The organism is Paenibacillus soyae, assembly GCF_024623455.1.
Lineage (GTDB): Bacteria > Bacillota > Bacilli > Paenibacillales > Paenibacillaceae > Pristimantibacillus > Pristimantibacillus soyae.
In genome coordinates, this window is the sequence record NZ_JANIPJ010000016.1 from 167,332 (window position 1) to 188,261 (window position 20,930).

A 20,930-nucleotide genomic window follows, 5' to 3' on the forward strand; every position below is an offset into this window, starting at 1 on the left:
CGGGTTCTGCCTCAATCCGCTATAATGACAAAGAATGCATGATATCATGGAGGCTGGCTGATGCCCATCGTAATGCGGGGGATGGAATGCGAACCATACTGGTTGTTGATGATGACCCGAACATACTAGAGCTGATAAGACTGCGTTTGGTTTCATGGCGATATCAAGTTCGGACTGCGAATTCGGGAGAGGCGGCCTTGGCCCTAATGAACGAGAAGGTGGATCTGGCCATCGTGGACGTCATGATGCCGGGCTTGGACGGATTCGAATTGACGGACAAGCTGAAGAAGGATTGGGATCTTCCCGTCCTCATGCTGACCGCCAAGGGAGAGCTGGAGGATAAACGCGAGGGGTTTATGGCCGGCGTCGACGATTACATGGTGAAGCCTTTCGAGCCGGAGGAGCTTCTGTTTCGCGTTCAGGCGATATTAAGGAGATACGATAAGCCGACGGATGCGGCGATTTCGGCCGGGGATTTGGAAATTAGACGCCCGACGCTCCAGGTCGTCAGAGGACAGAGGAAGCTGCTGCTGCCGCTCAAGGAGTTCGAGCTGCTTGCCGTTCTCGCATCGCGGCCTGGACAAGTGTTCGAACGAGAGTATCTGATGCAACAAGTCTGGGGCTTGGAATACGAAAGCGATCATACGCTGAATACCCATATGAACCGGCTTCGGGATCGGCTTGACTCACTCGGCTCATCCGTACGCATCCATACCGTTCGCGGCGTTGGGTACCGAATCGAGGTTTCGCCATGAAGCTGAAATCTTCCCTATACGTGAAATACCTTGTCGTAGCCCTGCTGATTATGTCGGTCAGCACGGTGCTCGCTTTCCTGGCAACGAATATGTACTACCAACAAGTGCTTAAGGAGCAGAATGACGCCAAAAACACCGCAATCGCCAGCCGCATGGCGGCTTATATTTCCGGGCAATCGAAGCTGAACTTGCAGGAACACCTGTCCATGCTGGGGCAAGCTGGATACCAGATCTATGTCGTGAACGAGAGCGGAGCTTCCGGTTACTACGGCGGCGAATATCGGCGGAAGGAGCTTGAACGCTCGATTATCGCAGACGTGTTAGCGGGAGATGTCTACCACGGCATGCGGGATTATCGGAAGCAGCTTTTCGTGACCGGCTTTTTTGCCAATGACATCCGGAATTCGATCGGCATTCCTTTCGTGCACGAAGGGCAGCGTTATGCGATGTTCGTCCGCCCGGATATTCGTCTGTTATTCAGCGAGGTGCATACCATGATGGGCGGGATGGCTCTTCTCATGCTCGTCGTTAGCTTGCTGGCGATTATCATCGCTGCTTGGTATCTGGTTCGTCCGATCAAAAAACTGACGGCGGCAACGAGACGGATAGCCGCGGAGGATTTCGAAACCCATGTTCGGATAAGCCGCTCGGATGAGCTTGGGGAGCTTGCCGCAAGCTTTAACCGAATGGCCAAGCAGCTTCTTGCCAATGAAGCGGAACGGAAAAGCTTTATTCGGAACGTGTCGCATGACTTCCAGTCTCCTCTTCTGAATATAGGAGGGTACGCGGCTCTCTTGAAGCAGAAGGAGCTGGATGAAGCGTCCCGCCGGCAGTATGCGGCGGTAATCGAAAATGAGGCCATGAGGTTATCGAATTTGACGAAGCAGCTGCTATTGTTAACGTCGCTGGATCAGCGCGGCAAATCCATTACCCGGCGGTCCTATGCGTTACACGAGCAAATCGAACGCATTGTAATGAAGTACCGCTGGCTATTGGAGAAAGAAGAGATCTCGATAAGCTTGGACACCGATCCTCTATATTTGAATGGCGACGAGGCTTTGCTGGAGAATGTATGGGAGAACCTGCTGACGAATGCGATCAAATACAACAAGCCCGGAGGAAAGATTCGGATTCGAACCGAAAGAGAGAGGAAGCAGGTGAACGTGACCTTCGAGGATACCGGCATCGGAATCGCGGAACAGGATTTGCCGCATGTATTCGAGCGATTTTATCGCGCGGATGCCTCGCGTTCGACGAATGGAACGGGCCTTGGGCTGTCTATCGTGAAGGAAACGGTCGTCTTGCATCAAGGCGAAATCCGAATATCGAGCACGCGGGGCGAAGGAACTTGCGTCACGGTGACTCTGCCCATCATGCCTGGGGCGGATCGTTTAGATACAGTTTAGATTGGCCTTGTATACTGCCTCTATACAACAGGTATGGAGGTTTTTTTATGGAGAAAACATGGAGCTTGCGTCTTATTCGGTTGGCAGCGGTCTTCGGGCTCGTCGGGGCTATTCTTGGTGCCGATATGGCGGGGAGCGGAAATTATGAGCTTCGCGCCATTCATGCGCATATGCTTGTGGTGGGCTGGTTGTCGGTGTTCGTCTGGGGGTTGTTCTATCGAGTATTTCATATCAAGGCGAAGAAGCTGGTTACTGCTCATGGGTGGCTGGCCGTCATTGGTTCGGTCGGGTTGACGGTCGGGATGCTGTTCTATACGATCAATCCGTTCCGCATGAACGAAACGTTCACGCTCATCGCGTTTATTGCGGGCGGAACGGCGCTGTTGCTTAGTTTTATTCTGTTCATAGCGGTGACCTTCTCGATTCAGATGGAGGAGTAGAATAGAATAACAACAGCGATAATACTCATGATATGGAAACCGCGCGATGCGCGGTTTTTTTATTTGGACTGAAGATTTTTAGGCAAAGTATTTAATTTAAAATACTACCTTGACAGTCATAGTAGTATGCTTTATCATGCAGATATGGAGGTGAGGAAATGAGCGGGAGCAAAATCACATCCGACCTGCTGCGAGGACATACGGACACGATGATTCTGCGGCTCTTGTCCGAAGCCGACCGTTATGGCTACGAGGTTGTCAAGCTGATTGCCGAGCGGTCGGGGGGCGAGTATGAATTAAAAGAAGCGACGATGTACTCCAGCTTCAGACGGCTTGAAGCGGACGGAGATATCGAGTGGTATTGGGGCGACGAAACCCAGGGAGGACGACGCAAATATTTCCGAATTACGAAGCGGGGCAAAGTTTCTTACGTCCGGAACAAAAGCAAGTGGGCGTATGCCAAACGCGTGATCGAAAACTTATTGTAAGGGAGATTGAAATCATGAATCAGAAGCTGACGAACCACTTGAACAGCGTCTTCATGCCATATGACGGAGTGAGAAGCGTCACCGAATTAAAGGCCGATCTACATTCCGATTTGCAGGAGCGCTACCGTGAGCTCCGGGCGGAGGGCAAGGACGATGAAACGGCGTTCGCGATGACGATGGAGAGTATCGGCGACATTGAGCAAACGATCCTGGAGGTCGCGAGCCTCTCTCTTTCGCTAGAGCGGCAAGTTCTGACAAACTTTAGCGCAAGCAACCTGGCGCAAAGCGATTTTGCGGGCGTCAAAGCTCACAAAGGACGGTTTAACGGCAGCGCCCTGCACGGCTCCGACTTTTCCGGCGCGGATTTGACCGGCAGCTCGTTTAAGGGCAGCGATGTGCGCGAAGCCAACTTTGACGGAGCGAATCTGACGGACTGCAGCTTCTCCGCGCTTGACCTGACGAATGCAAGCTTTGACAAGTCGATCCTTGTTCGAACGAATTTCAGCAGCTCGGCACTCGACGGAGCCAAATTCACGGGAGTGAGATTGACCGACGTGACACTATCAACCACGGATCTTAGAAAAACGGTTTTTGAGCGCTGCTTATTTGAGGGAGTGGACTTCAAATATTCCGACCTGACCGGACATTGCTTCGACGGACAGACGTTCATCGGCGTTACGTTCGAAAGAGCGGGACTGAACAACGTTTCGTTCAGAGGCGCTGCGTTTAGAAATGTTTCGTTCCAACCGGGTTTTACTTTGACGAAAAAGTACTATCGGATGATCAAAACCGTCTGCTTTGACGGCGCGACGATGGATAAGCTGACCTATGCGCTGCTCAAAGGGATGGATGCCAACGTATCGAAAGTGACTGTCATCTAATTTTTAGGAGGGAATCCGATGCAAACCGTACAAACCAAGTCGATTCAAGTAATAGGCCTGCAGAAAGCCTACAAGGAGCATCAAGTGCTGAAGGGCGTCGATTTCGAAGTGGAAAAGGGGCGTATTTTCGCTCTCCTCGGCTCGAACGGGGCAGGGAAAACGACGGTGGTCAAAATCCTCACCACGCTGCTTAAGCCGGATGGCGGAACCGCCGCCGTCAACGGATACGATGTCGCGACGAAGCCGGAACACGTGCGTCAGGCGATCAGCCTCACCGGGCAATTCGCCGCCGTGGATGAAATTTTGACCGGACGCGAAAATCTGGTCATGATCGCCAAGCTGCGATATCTCAAACATCCGCGCCAGGTTGCGGACGATATGTTAAAACGATTCAGTCTAACGGACGCAGCGGACCGTAAAGCGTCTACCTATTCGGGCGGCATGCGCCGCAGGCTCGACATCGCTCTGAGCCTCGTGGGGAATCCGCAGATTATATTCCTCGACGAGCCTACAACCGGGCTTGATCCCGAGGCGCGGATCGAAGTATGGAAGATTGTGAAGGGGCTTGCGGAGAGCGGGACGACCGTATTCCTTACGACGCAATATTTGGAGGAAGCCGAGCAGCTCGCCGATCGGATTGCCATATTGCATGAAGGCCGGATTATCGCCAGCGGCACGCTCCAAGAGCTGAAGCAGCGGTTCCCATCCGCCAAGGTGGAGTATGTCGAGAAGCAGCCGTCGTTAGAAGAGATCTTCCTCGCAATGGTCGGCAAAAAGGAGGAGAAGTAATGGAAACGGCAAAAAAACATTTTTTTACCGATATTAGCGTCATGCTGGGACGTTCCATGCGTCACATCTTCCGCAGCATGGACACGATCATCACGGTCACCATTACGCCGATCGCGATGATGCTGCTGTTCGTCTATGTATTCGGCGGCGCCATTCAAGCGGGAACGGATAACTATGTGAATTACCTTCTGCCCGGAATACTCCTGATGGCCATTGCCAGCGGAATATCCTACACGGCTTTCCGATTGTTCACCGATGTGCAGCGCGGGATATTCGAACGTTTCCACACCATGCCGATTTCGCGTTCCGCTTTGCTCTGGGGGCATGTGCTGACCTCGCTCGTATCCAACGCCCTGTCGGTGGTCGTCATCATACTTGTTGCGTTGCTTATGGGGTTTCGTTCGTCCGCAGGGGTGCTGCCTTGGCTAGCCGTAGCCGGGATACTCGCTCTGTTCACGCTAGCCTTAACATGGGTCGCGGCCATTGCCGGACTATCCGCCAAAACCGTCGATGGCGCGAGCGCCTTTTCCTATCCTCTAATCTTCCTGCCCTTTATCAGCTCGGCATTTGTGCCGACCGATTCAATGCCGACCGCCGTACGCGTCTTCGCCGAAAACCAGCCCGTGACCTCGATCGTCGAATCGATTCGCGCCTTGCTATCCGGTCAGCCGGTGGGCAACGACATTTGGATTGCGCTAGCGTGGTGCGTAGGAATTATGATTATCGCTTATATCTTTGCCATGAGGGTGTATAAGAGAAGGGGATAAAAAAGGCTCTAGTAGTTCCCGTTCCGGTATTGCCTCGGCGTGACGCCGGTTAATTGCTTGAAGTTTTGATAAAAATGCCGCATGCCCTGGAACCCGCAGGCGATCGCGATCGATTCGATCGTGTCGTCCGTCGAAAGAAGCAGCTCCTTCGCGCGGACCAGACGCTGGGTGTTGACGTATTGCGTGACGTTCATGCCCGTCAGCTGCTTGAACGCCCGCGAGAAATGGCCGGGGCTCACGCAGGCTCTGGCGGATAAGGCCGAGAGACTTCCGCATCCGACGGGATCGCGGTTAATATCCCGCAGGGCTTCCAGCAGCCACGGGGGAGCGAAGCCGATTGCAGGCGAAGAGGAGTCCTTTAATGCGGGATGCCGATACAGCTCGAGCAAGATCTGCTGAAGATGAAGCGACAAGGCCTGGCGATAGCCGGGCTCCCGATTCTTCACCTCAGTTCCCATGGCGTGGATCGCGGCTTCGATCCGCTCTTTGACCGGCACCGGCAATATGATTTTGTATTGCTTCTTCTTGCGCGCGGTATCGAAGCATCGAAGAGGATCATAGGCATCCCTTGGCGAGACGGCATGCAGAAGCGACGGCGCAAAGAAAACGGCGGTGGACACGATCGGCTCGTCGGCGGACGGAAACGCGCGGTGCACGGTATTCCCGGGGATCAGGAACAGATCGCCGGCTTCTTTGTCGTACAGGGCATGGTCGACAAAAAACGTTCCTCTGCCTTCATGGATGTACACGAGCTCGTACAAATCGTGCAGATGATCGGGAAGCTCGTTCTCCGTATACCGAACGCCCCGATAGACCACTTCTAACGGGAAGTCCGGATCGAGATAAAAAGGTTTGCGAATAGGCAGCATAGGGTACGCCTCACCATCCGTTACATGCTTAGTGAGTATCATAATCGGACATAAAATGATTCCATTATGATATTTCTATTTCCTATTATAATAGTAAAATAAGCATAAACAAGACAGAAGGAGGCCGCTTATGAGAATTGATGCCCATCAGCATTATTGGACGATGCAGCGTACGGATTACGGCTGGATAACGGAAGAGCTTCCGGTGCTGTACCGCGACTATTTGCCGGAACACCTCGAAGACCATTTGCGGAAGCATAATATCGACGGAACGATCGTCGTGCAGGCCGCTCCGACGATCGAGGAGACGGAATACATTCTGGCCTTAGCCGATCGATCGGATTCTATTCTCGGCATCGTAGGCTGGCTCGATCTGTTCGAATCCCATCATCGGGAGCAATTCGAGAGGTTCAAGGAACATCCGAAGTTCGTAGGGTTCCGGATCATGATTCAAGATATGCCGGATGCAAGCGTCATTCTCGAGCCGGCATTCGTGGAAGCGCTTCGCGGCTACGCCGAGCTGGACGTTCCCGTCGATTTGCTCGTGAAGGCGGATCAGCTGGAGGTGCTTTGCGAGCTGCTCGACGCGGTGCCCGGCCTGCGCGGCGTCATTGATCATATCGGCAAGCCGCCAATCGCGCGGCAGGCTCTCGAGCCGTGGGCCGCGCTCATCGAGCGGGCGGCCGGACATTCGAACATTTATTGCAAGCTGTCCGGCATGGTAACGGAGGCGGAGCACGATTCGTGGACAACGGAACAGTTCCAGCCGTACATCGAGCATGTGCTTCGCGTCTTCGGATCGGAGCGGATCTTATTCGGAACGGACTGGCCGGTATGTTTGCTGGCCGCAAGCTACGATGAAGTGGTGGATGTGCTGGAAGCCGCTTTGCCGGCGGAATGGGGCGGGCAAGAGCGGGCCAAGCTGTACGGAGAAAACGCAAGGACATTTTATAAATTGAGATAACCGCAATTTCAATACTTGAGAGGAATGGAGTGTCTTTATGGAATATCGCCGTTTAGGCCAAACAGGATTGGACGTCTCGAGTCTTAGCTTTGGAGCATCATCCTTAGGCTCCGTATTCCGGCAGACGGATGACGCCGAAGGCATTCGCGCCGTGCATGCGGCTCTCGATGCAGGGATCAATCTCATCGACGTCTCGCCGTATTACGGAGCGACGAAGGCCGAGGCCGTATTAGGAGAAGCCATCAGCCAGACCTCGCGCGACCGGTTTTATCTGAGCACGAAAGCGGGCCGTTACGGGGCGGATACGTTCGATTTCTCCGCGGCGAGAATCGAATCGAGCCTGGAGGAAAGCCTGCGCAGGCTGAAGACGGACTACGTCGATATCTTGTTCCTGCACGATATCGAATTCGTTCAGCCGGACATCATTTTGGAGGAAGCGATACCCGCTCTGGAACGATTGAAGCAGCAAGGGAAAATCCGCTACTCCGGCATTTGCGGTCTGCCGCTCGCTTTGTTCGAGCAGATGCTGCCCAAGGTTCAGGTGGATGCTATTATTTCGTACTGCCACTATTCGCTTAACGACACGTCTTTGCTGGGGCTGCTGCCTCTCTTGAACGAGCGTGGCGTCGGTCTCGTCAATGCTTCGCCGTTGTCGATGGGGCTATTAAGCACGCGCGGAACGCCCGATTGGCATCCAGCCGATGCGGAGACGAAGGCGGTCTGCCTTCAAGCGGCCAAGCACGCGGCGGAGCGGGGCTCGGACATCGCCAAGCTGGCGGTCCAGTTCTCGACCAGCCATGCCGGCATTCCGACTACGCTCGTTAGTACGGCTAACCCGGATAATATTACACAAAACGCGGCTTGGACGGAAGAGCCTCTGGATGAAGAGCTTCTCCATGAGGTGCTCGCCATCCTGAAGCCGATTCATAACCGGACGTGGGTCAGCGGTATTCCGTTGTACAACGATCAAGCAGAGAAATGAGGGATGTACGGTGAAAGGAATCGTGTGCGAGGAGATTGGGCAATTCCGGTTCGCCAACGATTTGCCCGAGCCTGCTCTAACCGAGGGACATGCCATCGTCAGCCTTCGGCGAATCGGCATTTGCGGAACGGATTACCATGCGTTTAAGGGAAATCAGCCATTCTTCCACTATCCAAGAATATTGGGCCACGAGCTGTCCGGCGTGATCGAGCAGATCGGGGCGAACGAACAAGGACTTGCGGCACGAGATCCGGTGGCCATTATTCCGTACCTTCATTGCGGCGAATGTCTCGCCTGCAGACGGGGCCGCACGAACTGCTGCACGAGCATGCAAGTGCTAGGCGTTCATCAGGATGGCGGGATGCGCGAACGCATCGCCGTGCCAGTCTCGCATTTGCTGAAAGCCGAAGGGCTGACATTCGATGAGGCGGCGATGGTAGAGCCGCTCGCCATCGGGGCGCATGCGGTGCGGCGAGCGGAGATCGAGCCTGGTGATACGGTGCTCGTCATTGGTTCGGGACCGATCGGCCTTGGCGTAATGGCATTCGCCAAGCAAGCGGGAGCGTATGTGATCGCGATGGATATTAATGAAGAGAGGCTCGCGTTCTGCAAGACATGGGCAGGCGCGGACCGGACGATCAACTCGCTCGAGGCCGACGCGAAGGAACGCTTAGCCGAATGGACGAACGGAGACTTCCCGGTCGCCGTATTCGACGCTACGGGCAACGCGGCTTCCATGACGAAGTCGTTCGAATGGGTCGGGCACGGCGGTAAGCTGGTTTTCGTCGGCCTGGTCAAAGGAGACATCGCGTTCTCCGATCCCGAATTCCATAAACGCGAGTTAACGCTTATGGGCAGCCGCAATGCTACGCGGGACGATTTCCGGCATGTGATGGAGGTGCTGGGCAGCGGCGCGTTGGATATCGAGAAATTCGTCACGCACCGCTCGCCCTTCAACAACATGATCGATTCGTTCGGAGAATGGCTGAAGCCGGAATCCAAGGTGATGAAGGCTATAGTGGAGCTGTAAAATTGTTGACGAAAAGCAGCCGATTAAAAAAATCGGCTGCTTTTCGCTGCGTTAAAGCTGCTGCATTTAACGATATTCGCACTTGAAGTTCGTGAATTCGGCCAACGAGTCTTCCCCGCAGGCGTACAGACCTATGACGACGCCCGTGAAGCCTCCGGCAACCTCCGACGAGAGGTATCTCGTCTGGGCCGTGCCAAGCGGAGTTTCTTTTCCATCGGCCAACACGGAAAAGCTGTAGCGTTCATGACCTGCTCGTATAATTAGAGTGGCATGCCCCTCGGCTCCGAGGGCCAGCTCGCGCTCGACGGATTTGATATCGCCGATATTCAGCCGCTCGATCGCTTGATACCCGCCTTCGACCTTGCGGATCGCCAGATCGTAATGATGATTCTCGTCCATATACAGTGTAATGCCGGCTTCTCCGTTCGTCATACGGACATCGCAGGCAATCGTCGCCTCGAAGTCGACCTGGCGGATGCCGATGAAGGTCGGGGAGGCAGGAACATCGAGAGTTACGGCTGTTCCCTTCAGCGTCGCTTTCCCTTCCTCCAGCTTATAGTTCTCCGGTGCCGGATGGCGAAGATAACACCAGTCGAGATTCCAATCCGTGTTCTCGAACGTGAGGACCTTCTTCTCCCGCTGCACGACAGAGTCCGGGATGCGGTCGGTCTCGAAGCTGGTCAGCGTCGTGCCGTTATGACCGGCTTCGAACCAGCCGTCCTCGCCGAAGGTAACCGGCGCCAGGAATACTTCGCGGCCAAGGTGATGGAAGGTGAGCCAGCGGCCGATCTGGCGGAAGCCCAGATGGAAGAGCCACCAGTTGCCTTCATCATCCTGGATGAGGTCGCTATGACCGACTCCTTGCAGCTCGTAGCCGCCCAGATTGCGGTTGGTCAGCACGGGATTATGCGGATACGGTTCGAACGGACCGGTAACGGACTCGCCGCGAGCATAGGTGACCATATGGCCGTATTCGGTGCCGCCCTCCGCCGCAAGCAGGTAATATTGCCCGTTTATCCGGTACATATGCGGGCTCTCCAGGTACCGTCCGCCCGTTCCTTGCCATAGCGAGCGGCTCGGCGTTAATTTGGCGCCCGTCTCGATGTCGATCTGGCACTGGACGATCCCGCCGATGCCGAGATCGTCCGTCCCGTTGCTCATAAAGTAGGCCTTGCCGCCCTCGAAATACAGATCCGGATCGATGCCGCCTTGATCGACGAAGATCGGCTCGGACCACTCCCCGTATATATCGTCGGTCCATACGTAGAAGTTCTGCCGCGTCGTATCGTTGGTCGTCGTCATGTAGAACCGCCCGTTGTCGTGACGGATGGTCGGGGCGAACACGCCGCCGGAGCTGCCCACGGTGTCCAGCTGCACCTGGCTCCTGCGGGTAAGACAATGGCCGATTTGGGTCCAGTTAATCAGGTCCTTGCTCTCGAACAGCGGCACGCCGGGGAAATACTGAAAGGAGCTGCAGACGAGATAGTAAGAGCCGTTCGCCTTGCAGATGCTTGGATCCGGGTAGAATCCCTTAATGACGGGATTGTTGAATTTCATGGTTACACCTCAATTTTGTAGAATTCACAAACATAAGAATCCAGTCGGATTCGTGCAGATATAGAAATTAAACACTATTGCATATTGGCTTGCAATACATGTAAGTTGTAGGTACAAAGGAAAATCATTAAATGAAGGTAAATGTGATTTTAACTTTTTATACTACCTTTTCGAAGGTCAGGTGAATTCTGTAATGATTAGGGCAAACGGCGAGCAACGCTATATGAAGTTGTATGAAGCGCTGGCAAGCGAGGTCCGGTGGAAAATGATGGACATGCTTGCCGGCAACGAGATGAACGTCAAGGATATTGCAGCCGCGCTACAATTAAGTCCATCCATCGTGACGATGCATATTCGCAAGCTCGAGGAAGCCGGGCTCATCGGCAGCCGCAGAGCGCGCCTGTACGGCGGCACGCATAAGCTGTGCTTTCTGAGAGAGAACCATATCGAGATCGAGCTGCCGTCCGCGACCAAAAACGCAAGAGTTAGAGAGCAGGCTATCTCGGTTGGGCATTATACCGCATTTGAAGTTTATCCCACCTGCGGGCTTGGTACACGAGAGAAGGAGATCGGCATTTGGGACGACCCTCGCTACTTTCTGGATCCCGAGCGGGTTCACGCGTCGATCCTGTGGTTTGGCAAGGGCTACGTCGAATATAAGACGGCAAATGATCTGCTCCCCGGCCAGTCGGCGGGAGCCGTCGAGATATCGATGGAGCTGGCTTCGGAGGCGCCGGGCTTAAGCGATCATTGGCCTTCGGACATCACGTTTACGTTCAACGGCGTCACCTTGGGCAGCTGGACAAGCCCCGCCGATTTCGGCAGAGCGGCGCGCGGCAGATTTACGCCGGATTGGTGGCATCGCAACGTCAATCAATACGGGCTGCTCAAGACGATCCGCATCGACGCCGCAGGCACATCTATAGACGGGGAGCGGATGTCGGACGTAACCGTGGCTGACATCGGGCTGCAGGAGCCGTTCTGGACGCTTCGATTCAGCGTTGACGAGGAAAGCGCTAATGTAGGCGGGCTGACGCTGTACGGAGCGGGCTTTGGGAACCACGATCAGGATATCGTCATTCGGGTGCATCTAACCAATTAACGGCGGGGAAGGGACGCAAACCTATGATAGGGGTCATTCGGCTGTGGGTGCGATTTATTCAGCAGGCAACGATGAAGAAAAGAATTATGTTTATATTCGCAACGGCTACCTTAGTCCCGTTCACTTGCGTCGTGCTGCTCTCCTATCACGCGATGTCGAACATTTTATCCGGCAATCTGGAGAACAGCGTCCGAAGCAATCTGAAGCAGGTGGAGCTCGCGTTCGAAGGCACGATCAGCAATCTTAACCATGTGACGCAGCAGCTGGCGTTCCAAGGGAGCATCGGCAAGAAGGTGGACGCGCTGCTGTCCTCGGGCGATCCGTTCGAGAGAACGGTCCTGTCGGAGGAGATTCATACCGAGCTTAATCTGATCTCGTTCACCAACCCCACTATCGGCCTGGTCATGTATTATTCGCAAGACGACGGCTCCTTCATGTTCAATAACACCATCGTGAAAGAAGATTACGAGATAGACGGTTTGCCGCTTCTCGCCGAATATTTCCGAATCTCCTACTTCGGCCCTCATGTCAGCAACGAACGTTATAATGATGAATTCGTCATTTCCGCGCTCCGGAGAATGGATGTATCGGGGGAGCTTGACGACGTATACGTCTATGTCGAATCGGGCTTCGAGACGTCCCATCATATTTTCGAAAATAAAGTAGGCGACTTCTCCTCGTACCTGATCCTGGACAATGATAAGCGAATCGCGTACAGCGACGCGGCTGCCGCCTTCCCGATGAATGATTACTTCGATGATTCCGGCGGGGCCGGCGAATCGGGTATGCTGAACGGCTATTATTGGTTCAAGAGCACGAGCAACCAAGGCTGGAGCATCGTATCCCTGATCCCGAAGGACGAATACAATCAGGAGAAAAATCGTTGGGTTACTCAGATGATGTATTTGTCCATTCTGTTCCTTGCCGTCACGCTGCTGATCGCTTGGCTGCTGTGGAAGATGGTCTATATCCCGCTGCACCAATTCAATCGGGAGATTAAATCGATCACGCAGAAAAACACGCCGCCGCGCGACGAGCTGGCCACGAACATTCCGGAATTCGATTTCCTTATCAAGCAATTGCAAAATATGAAGCTCCAAATTACCGATCTGATTGGCGAGGTGGAGCAGAAAGAGAAGCGGCGAGCGGATCTGGAGGTGGAGAAGCTGCTGTATCAGATTAACCCGCACTTCCTGATGAATACGCTAGATACGGCCCATTGGCTCGCCGCCCTTAATGGCAACAAGGAGCTCGACAAGCTGATCTTGTCGCTGAACAAGCTCTTGTATTATAACCTGGGCAAGAGGGGCCAGGCTTCCACGATCCGCGAGGAGATGGATTCCATCAAGCAGTACTTGACCCTGCAAAAAATCAGGTACGATTTCGAATTCGACGTGAGGATTCGAGTGGACGATCGGGCGCTGGACATTGAGGTTCCGCGATTCATTCTGCAGCCGATTCTGGAGAACGCGCTCTACCACGGGCTAGATGACGATGGACATATTCAAGTGGATGTCGCAAGTCATGAGGGCAGCATCGTCATCTCCGTTCAAGATAACGGAGCGGGCATATCCGAAGAAGAGATCGAGAAATTGCTGAATGAGCAGCAAGTCGAGCAGCAGAGGGCAGGCATGGGCATCGGACTCAATTACGTGAAACGGATGATCGACAATCAATATGGCGATCAAGCGAGTCTGGACATCAGAAGCGAGCGGAGCAAAGGAACGACCGTCTACTTGAAGCTGCCGAATAGGGAGGTGCTTGGCATTGATCAAAGTATTGATCGTGGATGACGATAACCTGGTTCGAAGAGGGCTCATGGCGATCCTGCCTTGGGAGCAGTATGAAATGGAGGTAGTGGGCGAAGCCAAAAACGGAGAAAAAGCGCTGGAGTTTTTGGCCTCGCATCCCGTCGATTTGCTGCTGACCGATCTGGCCATGCCCGTGATGACGGGCATGGAATTGATGAGAATCGTAAGAAAAGAATACCCTCATATCTTCATTGTCGTGCTCACGCTGCATCAAGATTTCGAATATATCCAAGAGAGCCTTAGACTCGGAGCCATTGACTATATCGCCAAGGTCGAGATGGAGCAGGACAGCTTCGGCGAAGTGATGAGCCGGGTGAAAGCAAGAATAGGGGAGGAGCGGCGCAAACAAGGAGCGGCTAACGGGTTTCATGAAGAGAAGAACGGCAAGGACGTCAAGTTCTATGAGGCTTGTCCCAGTCAAGGGGCGAGCGCGCTTGATGGTGAAGCAATAAGCGAGCCTAACCTCTCCGAGCTGAAGAAGCGCGGACAATCGCTTGGTTGGGTGCATAACCTGTCCGAGTTCGAAGCCTTCCTCGAGGAGCTTCGGCAAATCCAATTGCCCCCTGCCAAGCTGATGACGTTCCTCCAGTCGCTAATGATGGTCTGGAACCGCATCTACAGCTCCGTCACCGAGAAGAACATCGAGCTGCCGGACGCCTTCCATTCGTGGACGGATGTGAAGGAATGGCTAACCGCGGTAAGAGAGCGGTTCATTGCCGCCACAGGCAAAGCCCCCTATTCGGATGAGGTGAAGGACAGTATCGCCAGAGCCGTTCAAGCCATGCATGACGAATTATCCGGCCAGGTTCATGCTTCCGATATGGCCAAGCGGGTCAATATGAGCCGAAGCTACTTCAGCCAGTGCTTCAAGGAGCTTGTCGGCATGCCCTTCAACGAATATTTGCGACATATTCGGATAGAGCAGGCGAAGGAGTATTTGCAATATACACAGAAAACCGTGCAGTGGATCTCGGAGAATACGGGCTACGCCGATCAGAAATATTTCAGCCGGGTCTTCCAGGAGAAGACGGGAATGCTGCCCAGCGAATTCCGGCAATTCATCCTGTCTGAGAAACAAATGTCCGATTCATAGGGGGACATTTGTCTTCCGAATTCTTCGAAGCTTCCCCCATTTCTCTACCTAAACTGGCAACCGCGGTCTCTCACGAGGGTGGTTTCCGCCGTGTTATACTGAGCCCACGAGGCCAAACGAGCGAAAGCAGGGAATGGTATATGAACAGAAAGCAATGGATGTTGATGGCTCTGGTCGTCCTGCTGCTGGCGGCAAGCGCGTGCAGCGCCTCGAATGAATCGAATAAGGAGACCGATCAAGCCTTGAAGCCGCCTCCGCATCCCTTCGGGAAATACGAGGAGCCCGTAACCATCCGTGTGGCTACGATCGTAGAGCCGACCAAATCGCTGCTGGAGGGGGAAACCCTCCTGGATAATCAATACACCCGCAACATTAGGGAGAACTTGAACATCATCGTCGACTACTCCTTGAAGGCATCGCCTACGAATTACGATCAGAAGGTCAGCATGGCGATAGCCAGCAACGATCTGCCTGACGCTATGATCGTAGGTCCGGCGGAATTGAAGCAAATGGTTGAAGCCGATCAGCTGGCGGACATGACGGAAGTGTACAAGCAATATGCGTCCCCGGTCATTAAGAGGATCTTGGACAGCACAGGCGGCGAGGCTCTTCGCAGCGTGACGTTCGACGGCAAAATAATGGCTCTGCCGAACGCGCAGCTGCAAGCGGACGGCATTCATCTCTTATGGATTCGCAAGGATTGGCTGGAGAAGCTGGAGCTGGATCCGCCAACGACGGTGGAGCAGCTGGAAGCCGTCGCGCGAGCCTTTGTGGAACAAGACCCGGACGGCAACGGCAAACGGGATACGATCGGGCTGGCGGGACCGGGAGCGAGGGGAGCGTTATATGCGAGCTTTCTTCAATCGACCAATAACTTATACGGATTCGACGGCATCTTCTCCGCTTATCATGCTTATCCGGGTTATTGGCTGGAGAAAGAGGGAAAGGTCGTATATGGCTCCACTGAGCCGGAAACCAAAGAAGCCTTGGGCCAATTAAGGAAGCTCTATGCCGCAGGATTGATCGATAAGGAAATCGGGGTGCGGCAGGAGCCGTGGAAGCCGATCGCGAACGGAGAAGCCGGCATGTTCTTCGGGCCGTGGTGGGCGCCTTACGGACCCATCGACGACGCGATCCGGAACAACCCGGAGGCGAATTGGCAGGCGTACGCTCTGCCGCTGGACCGGAATGGCGAGTTCAGTCCGCATATGAGCACCTCCACCACGAAGTTCGTTGTCGTGCGCAAGGGCTACGAGCATCCGGAAGCCGTCATGAAAATGCTCAACAACCTGGTGCTGGGCGAAAGCGAAGGGACCTTCACTACCGAGAGGGGGCCTACGGAATATCCATTAAAGATGACTTATGCCGCTTCCGACGAGACGGAATATGAAGTGAAGGCACTTAGGGAGGTATTGGCCGGCAGGAAAACAGCACGGGACTTCGGAGATAAGCCAGAATACAAAATGCTGATAACTGACGCGGAGAAGATCGGCCCCGTGAAGCTGGAGCCTCATGACATGTACGATATTCAATACTGGGATCCCGCCAAGGACAGGGCGATGTGGATCCGGGCGTACGCCTTGATGGTTGGGGGATCTCCGCTCGTTGACAACGACATTAATGGCGTGTACAGCGTGACGTACTCGCAGACGGGAACGATGGAGAGAAGGTGGGAGAAGCTGCAGGAGCTGGAATACGAGACCTTTCTCAGCATCATTATGGGCGTTGCTCCGCTTGATGCGTTCGACCAGTTTGCCGAAGAGTGGCTGCGGTTAGGCGGGGAGCAGATCCTTCTAGAAGTAGCTCAACTGAAATCATAAAACGCGAGTTCGGAATGTGGACATTTCGATAAACTCGGAAAAAAAACAAGTGGCCTGGCAGCTTATTTTGTTATGCCCAAAATACCCATACGGCAATAGAACGAGGGGGAGCAACATGATGATAAAAGATAAATATCGACTCTTTCTGATGGCGTTGCCATTCCTGGCGCTGGCTTTTGTATTCTGCTATCTGCCGCTGTACGGATGGATTTATGCCTTCTACGATTACCGGCCCGGTATCCCGTTAGCTCAGTCGGAATTTATGGGCTTCGAGTGGTTCACCTCCATGGTATCCAACGAGGTGCAGAGAGAAGAGGTCATGCGAGTATTACGGAACACGTTTGCCATAAGTACTCTGAATATTCTGACTTCTGTATTGCCCGTTATCTTTGCGGTGTTCCTGGCGGAGCTGCGGAGCGCCAAGTTCAAGAAGCTCGTGCAAACGCTCACAACGCTGCCGAACTTCATCAGCTGGGTGCTTGTCTATTCGTTCGCGTTCATGCTGTTCTCCGTCAATAACGGCTTCATCAACAATTTGCTGCTGGATCTGGGATGGATCTCCGAGCCGCTCAACATTCTCGCTTCGGATGACCATACTTGGCTGAGCATGACCCTGTGGAGCGTATGGAAAGGTCTCGGGTGGGGCGCGATCATGTATATTGCCGCCATCATGGGCATCGATCAGGAAATTTACGAAGCGGCGAGAGTGGACGGCGCCGGCCGGTTCCGACTCATGTGGCACGTGACGATCCCGGGCATTATGCCGACGTTCTTCGTCCTGCTGCTGCTCTCGATCGGCAACTTCATCAATAACGGCATGGAGCAGTTCTACGTGTTCCAAAACGCAATGAACATGCACAATATCGAGGTTCTCGACTTGTACGTGTACAACATCGGCATGACGAATTCCAATTTCGGCTTCGCGACGGCCGTCAGCTTGCTGAAGTCGCTGGTCAGCCTGTTCCTATTGTTCATCGCCAATAGCATGTCGAAGGTCATCCGCGGCGAAAGCATCTTTTAGATAAAGGAGACATACAGCCTATGCCCGTCAAAGAGAAATTTACGATGTTCCACTTCGTGAACTATGCCGCGTTCGCGATGATTACGCTGATCTGCGTGTTTCCCTTCTATTATTTGTTCATCAACACGATCAGCAACAACGATCTGAGCAGCAGAGGGCTCGTCATGTTCTATCCGAAGGACATTCACTGGACGAACTATGCGGACGTGTTCCGAATTCCCGGCCTCGGACAGGCGGCGCTCATCTCGGTGTTCCGCACGGTGCTTGGCACCGTTCTGACGGTTGCGGCGTCGGCGTTCCTCGGCTATCTGTTCACTAAGCAAATGTGGGGACGCAGCTTCTGGTACCGGTTTCTGGTTATCACCATGTACTTCAACGCCGGCCTAATTCCGTGGTACTTGACGATGCTGCAGCTTGGCTTGACCAATAACTTCCTGGCGTATATATTGCCGGCCATCGTACAGCCGTTCTTCATCATTCTGGTCAAAACCTTTGTCGAATCGACGCCGCTTGCCCTTCAGGAGTCGGCGCAGATCGACGGGGCCGGCATTCTTACGATTTTCGCCAAAATCATCTTTCCGTTAATTACGCCGATCCTGGCAACCATTGCGATCTTCTCCGCGGTGACCCAGTGGAACAGCTTCACGGACACGTTGTTCCTGATTACGGATCAAAATTTGTTCACGCTGCAGTTCATCCTGTACCGCTATATGAACGAAGCGACGTCCATCGCCCAGCTCATGAAGCAGTCTACCGGCGCGATGGTGGATATTAGCAACATGGCCACGCCGACCTCGATCCAGACGACTGTCTCGATGGTTGTAGTGCTGCCGATTTTGCTGGTGTATCCGTTCTTCCAACGGTTTTTCGTCAAAGGCATTATGATCGGCGCCGTTAAAGGGTAATGGCTCTTGTCAGCTAATTTCGATAAAGGAGGTGAGGCTTGAGCGCGACGCGCGGTATTCCAAGTAAGGCAGGCTTGACCTAATAAAGGTGATCGCTACGTATTCAAGGGGAGGATATGTCCACATGAAAAAGAGAATAGTGAGCTCCACGCTTCTGATCTTGACCTGCGCCATCATGATCTTTACATCCGCATGCAGCAACGGCAATAATGGCGGCAATTCGAACAGCTCCGGGACAGGCGCCGAGGCTGGCAATAACGCGGCAGGCGGGGAGCGAGAGGAGATTACGATCGACGTGTTCTCCATGCTTGCCAACTACGCAGGCGAGCAGCCAGGCTGGTTCGCGAAGCTGGTCAAGGACAAATTCAATATCAAGCTGAACATCATCGCTTCCAACCTGGCCGGCGGCCAGCAAAAAATCGCGACGATGATGGCTTCCGGAGACATGGGCGACCTCGTCGTATTCGGCAGCAACGGCAAGGACTACCAAGACGCGATCAAAGCCGGCTTGCTCCTCGACTGGACGAAGGACGACCTGCTTAATCAATACGGGCAAGGCATGCTGGAGAACGCTCCCGAGGCAATCGAAGCGAACAAAAAACAATTCGGCGGCGGCACGGCCGTATACGGAATCGGCTTCGACGTCGGAACGGGCGAAGGTCCATCCGAAGGCGCGACGATGACGTACGGACCCAATCTTCGCTGGGACCTGTACCAGAAGCTCGGAAGTCCCGAGATCAAGACGTTGAACGACTACCTGCCGGTACTGAAGCAGATGCAGGAGCTGGAGCCCAAGAGTGAATCCGGACGACCGACTTACGGCATCTCCCTATGGTCGGATTGGGACGGCAATTACATGACGCTGGCCAAGGTTGTCGCGCAGTTCTACGGATACAACGAGGGTGACGGCCTGAACCCGGCCGGCTTGATTCTTACTCATCAGAACAAGGATGAATATCAAGGCGTGCTCGACGAGGACGGGCATTATCTGGAAGGCTTGAAGTTCTATTACGACGCCAACCAGATGGGACTGCTCGACCCGGACTCCCTGACGCAGAAGTTCTCCGACGTGTCGAGCAAGTTCCAGGACGGTCAAATTCTGTTCTCCCACTTCCCGTGGGTAGACAACGCTTATAACACGCCGGAACGCACGGCGCAGGGCAAAGGACTGGCGCTCGTGCCATTCTCGGAGGAGAAGATTACGTCCTATGGTCAAAGCCCTTATGGCGGCAACCGGGTATGGGCGATCGGCTCGAAGGCGAAGGATCCGGGCAGAATCATGGAATTCCTCGGCTGGCTGTACTCTCCGGAAGGCGTGATGGAAGCGAACTACGGTCCGAAAGGTCTGGCTTGGGATATCGACGAGAACGGCAAGCCGTTCGTCACGGAGTTCGGCTGGAAGGCATTGCCCGCCAACGCGGAGCCGGTGCCTGCGGAATACGGCGGCGGCACGTTCAAGGACGGCATGAATCAGATTAACAATACGACGCTGAAGCTGACGAACATTCATCCGGAGACAGGCGAGCCTTACGACTACAACATCTGGAATTCCACGCTGAACCACAATCCGGATCCGGTCACCAAGAGCTGGCGGGAAGCGATGGGCGTCATGACGGCGAAGGACTATTTCGTGAAGAACGATATGATCGAAGTATCGAAGCCGTTCTTCACGACGGAGACGCCTGCCACCCCGTCAGCCCATATCCAGCAGAAGACAACCGGCATCGGCAAGATCATCAAGGAATATTCCTGGAAAATGATCTACGCGAAGAGCGATGACGAATATAATAAGCTGAAGGAAGAGATGATCTCAAAGGCGAAGGGCCTCGGCTATGACGAGGTGATCCAATACGAAGTGGAGCTGGCGGAGAAAACCGTGTTCCCTCATCGATAATCGAATCCACAATATCGGGTAATAAAAGAGCATCCTGGACTAGATCCGGGATGCTCAGACTGTTAACGAAGCCCAAGCGGTAAGAGATTAAGGGTAAAACAGATAAATACTGCACTTGGTACATCATTTGCTATTGATTGTACGTGTGCAGGGGAAAATCCTGTAAAAAGTGCAGGATTTTTTTTGATTTTGGAGCATGTGATGGGATAATCGATAAAACTCCTGCATTTTTCAGGCTGTTGAGAAAGTTATAAACTTCAATAAATCACCGCGTTAATATGGTATAATGTAGTTAGTAACCATCCCACAGAAAGCGCGGTGTTTTTTTATGCTTCGCACGAATGATCCCAATCCGC

19 protein-coding genes are annotated in these 20,930 nt (G+C 53.8%); 17 read left to right on the top strand and 2 right to left on the bottom strand.

Translation table 11 applies throughout. The features are described from left to right. Positions 1-86: 86 nt before the first annotated feature. The 7 genes from NQZ67_RS21000 (at position 87) to NQZ67_RS21030 (ending at position 5,526) form a co-directional block, all read left to right on the top strand. The gene (locus NQZ67_RS21000) at positions 87-755 is read left to right on the top strand and encodes a response regulator transcription factor (protein ID WP_257449722.1); all 669 of its coding nucleotides are present in this window, start codon (positions 87-89) and stop codon (positions 753-755) included. After that, a complete protein-coding gene (locus NQZ67_RS21005) occupies positions 752-2,161 on the top strand; it encodes a sensor histidine kinase (RefSeq protein WP_257449724.1) in 1,410 nt (469 codons plus the stop codon). Before NQZ67_RS21000 ends, NQZ67_RS21005 begins: the two co-directional genes overlap by 4 nt. 47 nt (positions 2,162-2,208) lie before the next feature. After that, the gene (locus tag NQZ67_RS21010; protein WP_257449726.1) at positions 2,209-2,601 is read left to right on the top strand and encodes a hypothetical protein; all 393 of its coding nucleotides are present in this window, start codon (positions 2,209-2,211) and stop codon (positions 2,599-2,601) included. Between the two features lie 158 nt (positions 2,602-2,759). Then, entirely contained in the window at positions 2,760-3,089 is a 330-nt protein-coding gene (locus NQZ67_RS21015; RefSeq protein ID WP_257449729.1) for a PadR family transcriptional regulator, read from the top strand. Between the two features lie 14 nt (positions 3,090-3,103). After that, positions 3,104-3,970 carry a pentapeptide repeat-containing protein gene (locus NQZ67_RS21020; RefSeq protein WP_257449732.1) on the top strand — a complete coding sequence of 289 codons (867 nt, stop codon included), beginning with the start codon at positions 3,104-3,106 and terminating at the stop codon, positions 3,968-3,970. A gap of 18 nt (positions 3,971-3,988) precedes the next feature. Continuing rightward, positions 3,989-4,759 (top strand): ABC transporter ATP-binding protein, encoded by a 771-nt coding sequence (locus tag NQZ67_RS21025; protein WP_257449734.1) that lies wholly within the window; start codon positions 3,989-3,991, stop codon positions 4,757-4,759. After that, on the top strand, positions 4,759-5,526 hold the full coding sequence (locus NQZ67_RS21030) for an ABC transporter permease (RefSeq protein WP_257449737.1): 768 nt from the start codon (positions 4,759-4,761) through the stop codon (positions 5,524-5,526). Before NQZ67_RS21025 ends, NQZ67_RS21030 begins: the two co-directional genes overlap by 1 nt. An 8-nt stretch (positions 5,527-5,534) precedes the next feature. On the opposite strand, the gene NQZ67_RS21035 is transcribed toward NQZ67_RS21030, so the two are convergent. Further along, positions 5,535-6,395: a helix-turn-helix domain-containing protein gene (locus NQZ67_RS21035; RefSeq protein ID WP_257449739.1), complete on the bottom strand. Its 861-nt coding sequence runs from the start codon at positions 6,393-6,395 to the stop codon at positions 5,535-5,537. Between the two features lie 130 nt (positions 6,396-6,525). Here NQZ67_RS21035 and NQZ67_RS21040 point away from each other — a divergent pair, with 130 nt between their 5' ends. The 3 genes from NQZ67_RS21040 to NQZ67_RS21050 are packed head-to-tail and all read left to right on the top strand — an operon-like array spanning position 6,526 to position 9,371. After that, entirely contained in the window at positions 6,526-7,359 is an 834-nt protein-coding gene (locus NQZ67_RS21040) for an amidohydrolase family protein (RefSeq protein ID WP_257449742.1), read from the top strand. Positions 7,360-7,396: 37 nt separating this feature from the next. Further along, entirely contained in the window at positions 7,397-8,341 is a 945-nt protein-coding gene (locus NQZ67_RS21045) for an aldo/keto reductase (RefSeq protein WP_257449745.1), read from the top strand. 10 nt (positions 8,342-8,351) lie between these two features. Beyond that, positions 8,352-9,371: a zinc-binding alcohol dehydrogenase family protein gene (locus NQZ67_RS21050; RefSeq protein ID WP_257449747.1), complete on the top strand. Its 1,020-nt coding sequence runs from the start codon at positions 8,352-8,354 to the stop codon at positions 9,369-9,371. Positions 9,372-9,437: 66 nt separating this feature from the next. Here the strand turns inward: NQZ67_RS21050 and NQZ67_RS21055 are convergent, their stop codons facing one another. Beyond that, positions 9,438-10,928 carry a glycoside hydrolase family 43 protein gene (locus NQZ67_RS21055; protein ID WP_257449749.1) on the bottom strand — a complete coding sequence of 497 codons (1,491 nt, stop codon included), beginning with the start codon at positions 10,926-10,928 and terminating at the stop codon, positions 9,438-9,440. Positions 10,929-11,121: 193 nt separating this feature from the next. Between NQZ67_RS21055 and NQZ67_RS21060 the strand changes: the two genes are divergently transcribed. From NQZ67_RS21060 to NQZ67_RS21090, 7 genes are all read left to right on the top strand, one after another. After that, positions 11,122-12,030 carry an ArsR/SmtB family transcription factor gene (locus NQZ67_RS21060; RefSeq protein WP_257449751.1) on the top strand — a complete coding sequence of 303 codons (909 nt, stop codon included), beginning with the start codon at positions 11,122-11,124 and terminating at the stop codon, positions 12,028-12,030. Positions 12,031-12,101: 71 nt separating this feature from the next. Next, complete coding sequence (locus NQZ67_RS21065; RefSeq protein ID WP_257449753.1) at positions 12,102-13,823, top strand: sensor histidine kinase; 1,722 nt, start codon at positions 12,102-12,104, stop codon at positions 13,821-13,823. Next, positions 13,798-14,934 carry a response regulator gene (locus NQZ67_RS21070; RefSeq protein ID WP_257449755.1) on the top strand — a complete coding sequence of 379 codons (1,137 nt, stop codon included), beginning with the start codon at positions 13,798-13,800 and terminating at the stop codon, positions 14,932-14,934. Before NQZ67_RS21065 ends, NQZ67_RS21070 begins: the two co-directional genes overlap by 26 nt. A 140-nt stretch (positions 14,935-15,074) precedes the next feature. Continuing rightward, on the top strand, positions 15,075-16,754 hold the full coding sequence (locus NQZ67_RS21075) for an extracellular solute-binding protein (RefSeq protein ID WP_257449758.1): 1,680 nt from the start codon (positions 15,075-15,077) through the stop codon (positions 16,752-16,754). 118 nt (positions 16,755-16,872) lie between these two features. Then, entirely contained in the window at positions 16,873-17,775 is a 903-nt protein-coding gene (locus NQZ67_RS21080; protein WP_371825338.1) for an ABC transporter permease, read from the top strand. A gap of 20 nt (positions 17,776-17,795) precedes the next feature. Then, on the top strand, positions 17,796-18,680 hold the full coding sequence (locus NQZ67_RS21085) for a carbohydrate ABC transporter permease (protein WP_257449764.1): 885 nt from the start codon (positions 17,796-17,798) through the stop codon (positions 18,678-18,680). 124 nt (positions 18,681-18,804) lie between these two features. Next, positions 18,805-20,574: an extracellular solute-binding protein gene (locus NQZ67_RS21090; protein ID WP_257449767.1), complete on the top strand. Its 1,770-nt coding sequence runs from the start codon at positions 18,805-18,807 to the stop codon at positions 20,572-20,574. The last annotated feature ends 356 nt before the right edge of the window (positions 20,575-20,930 follow it).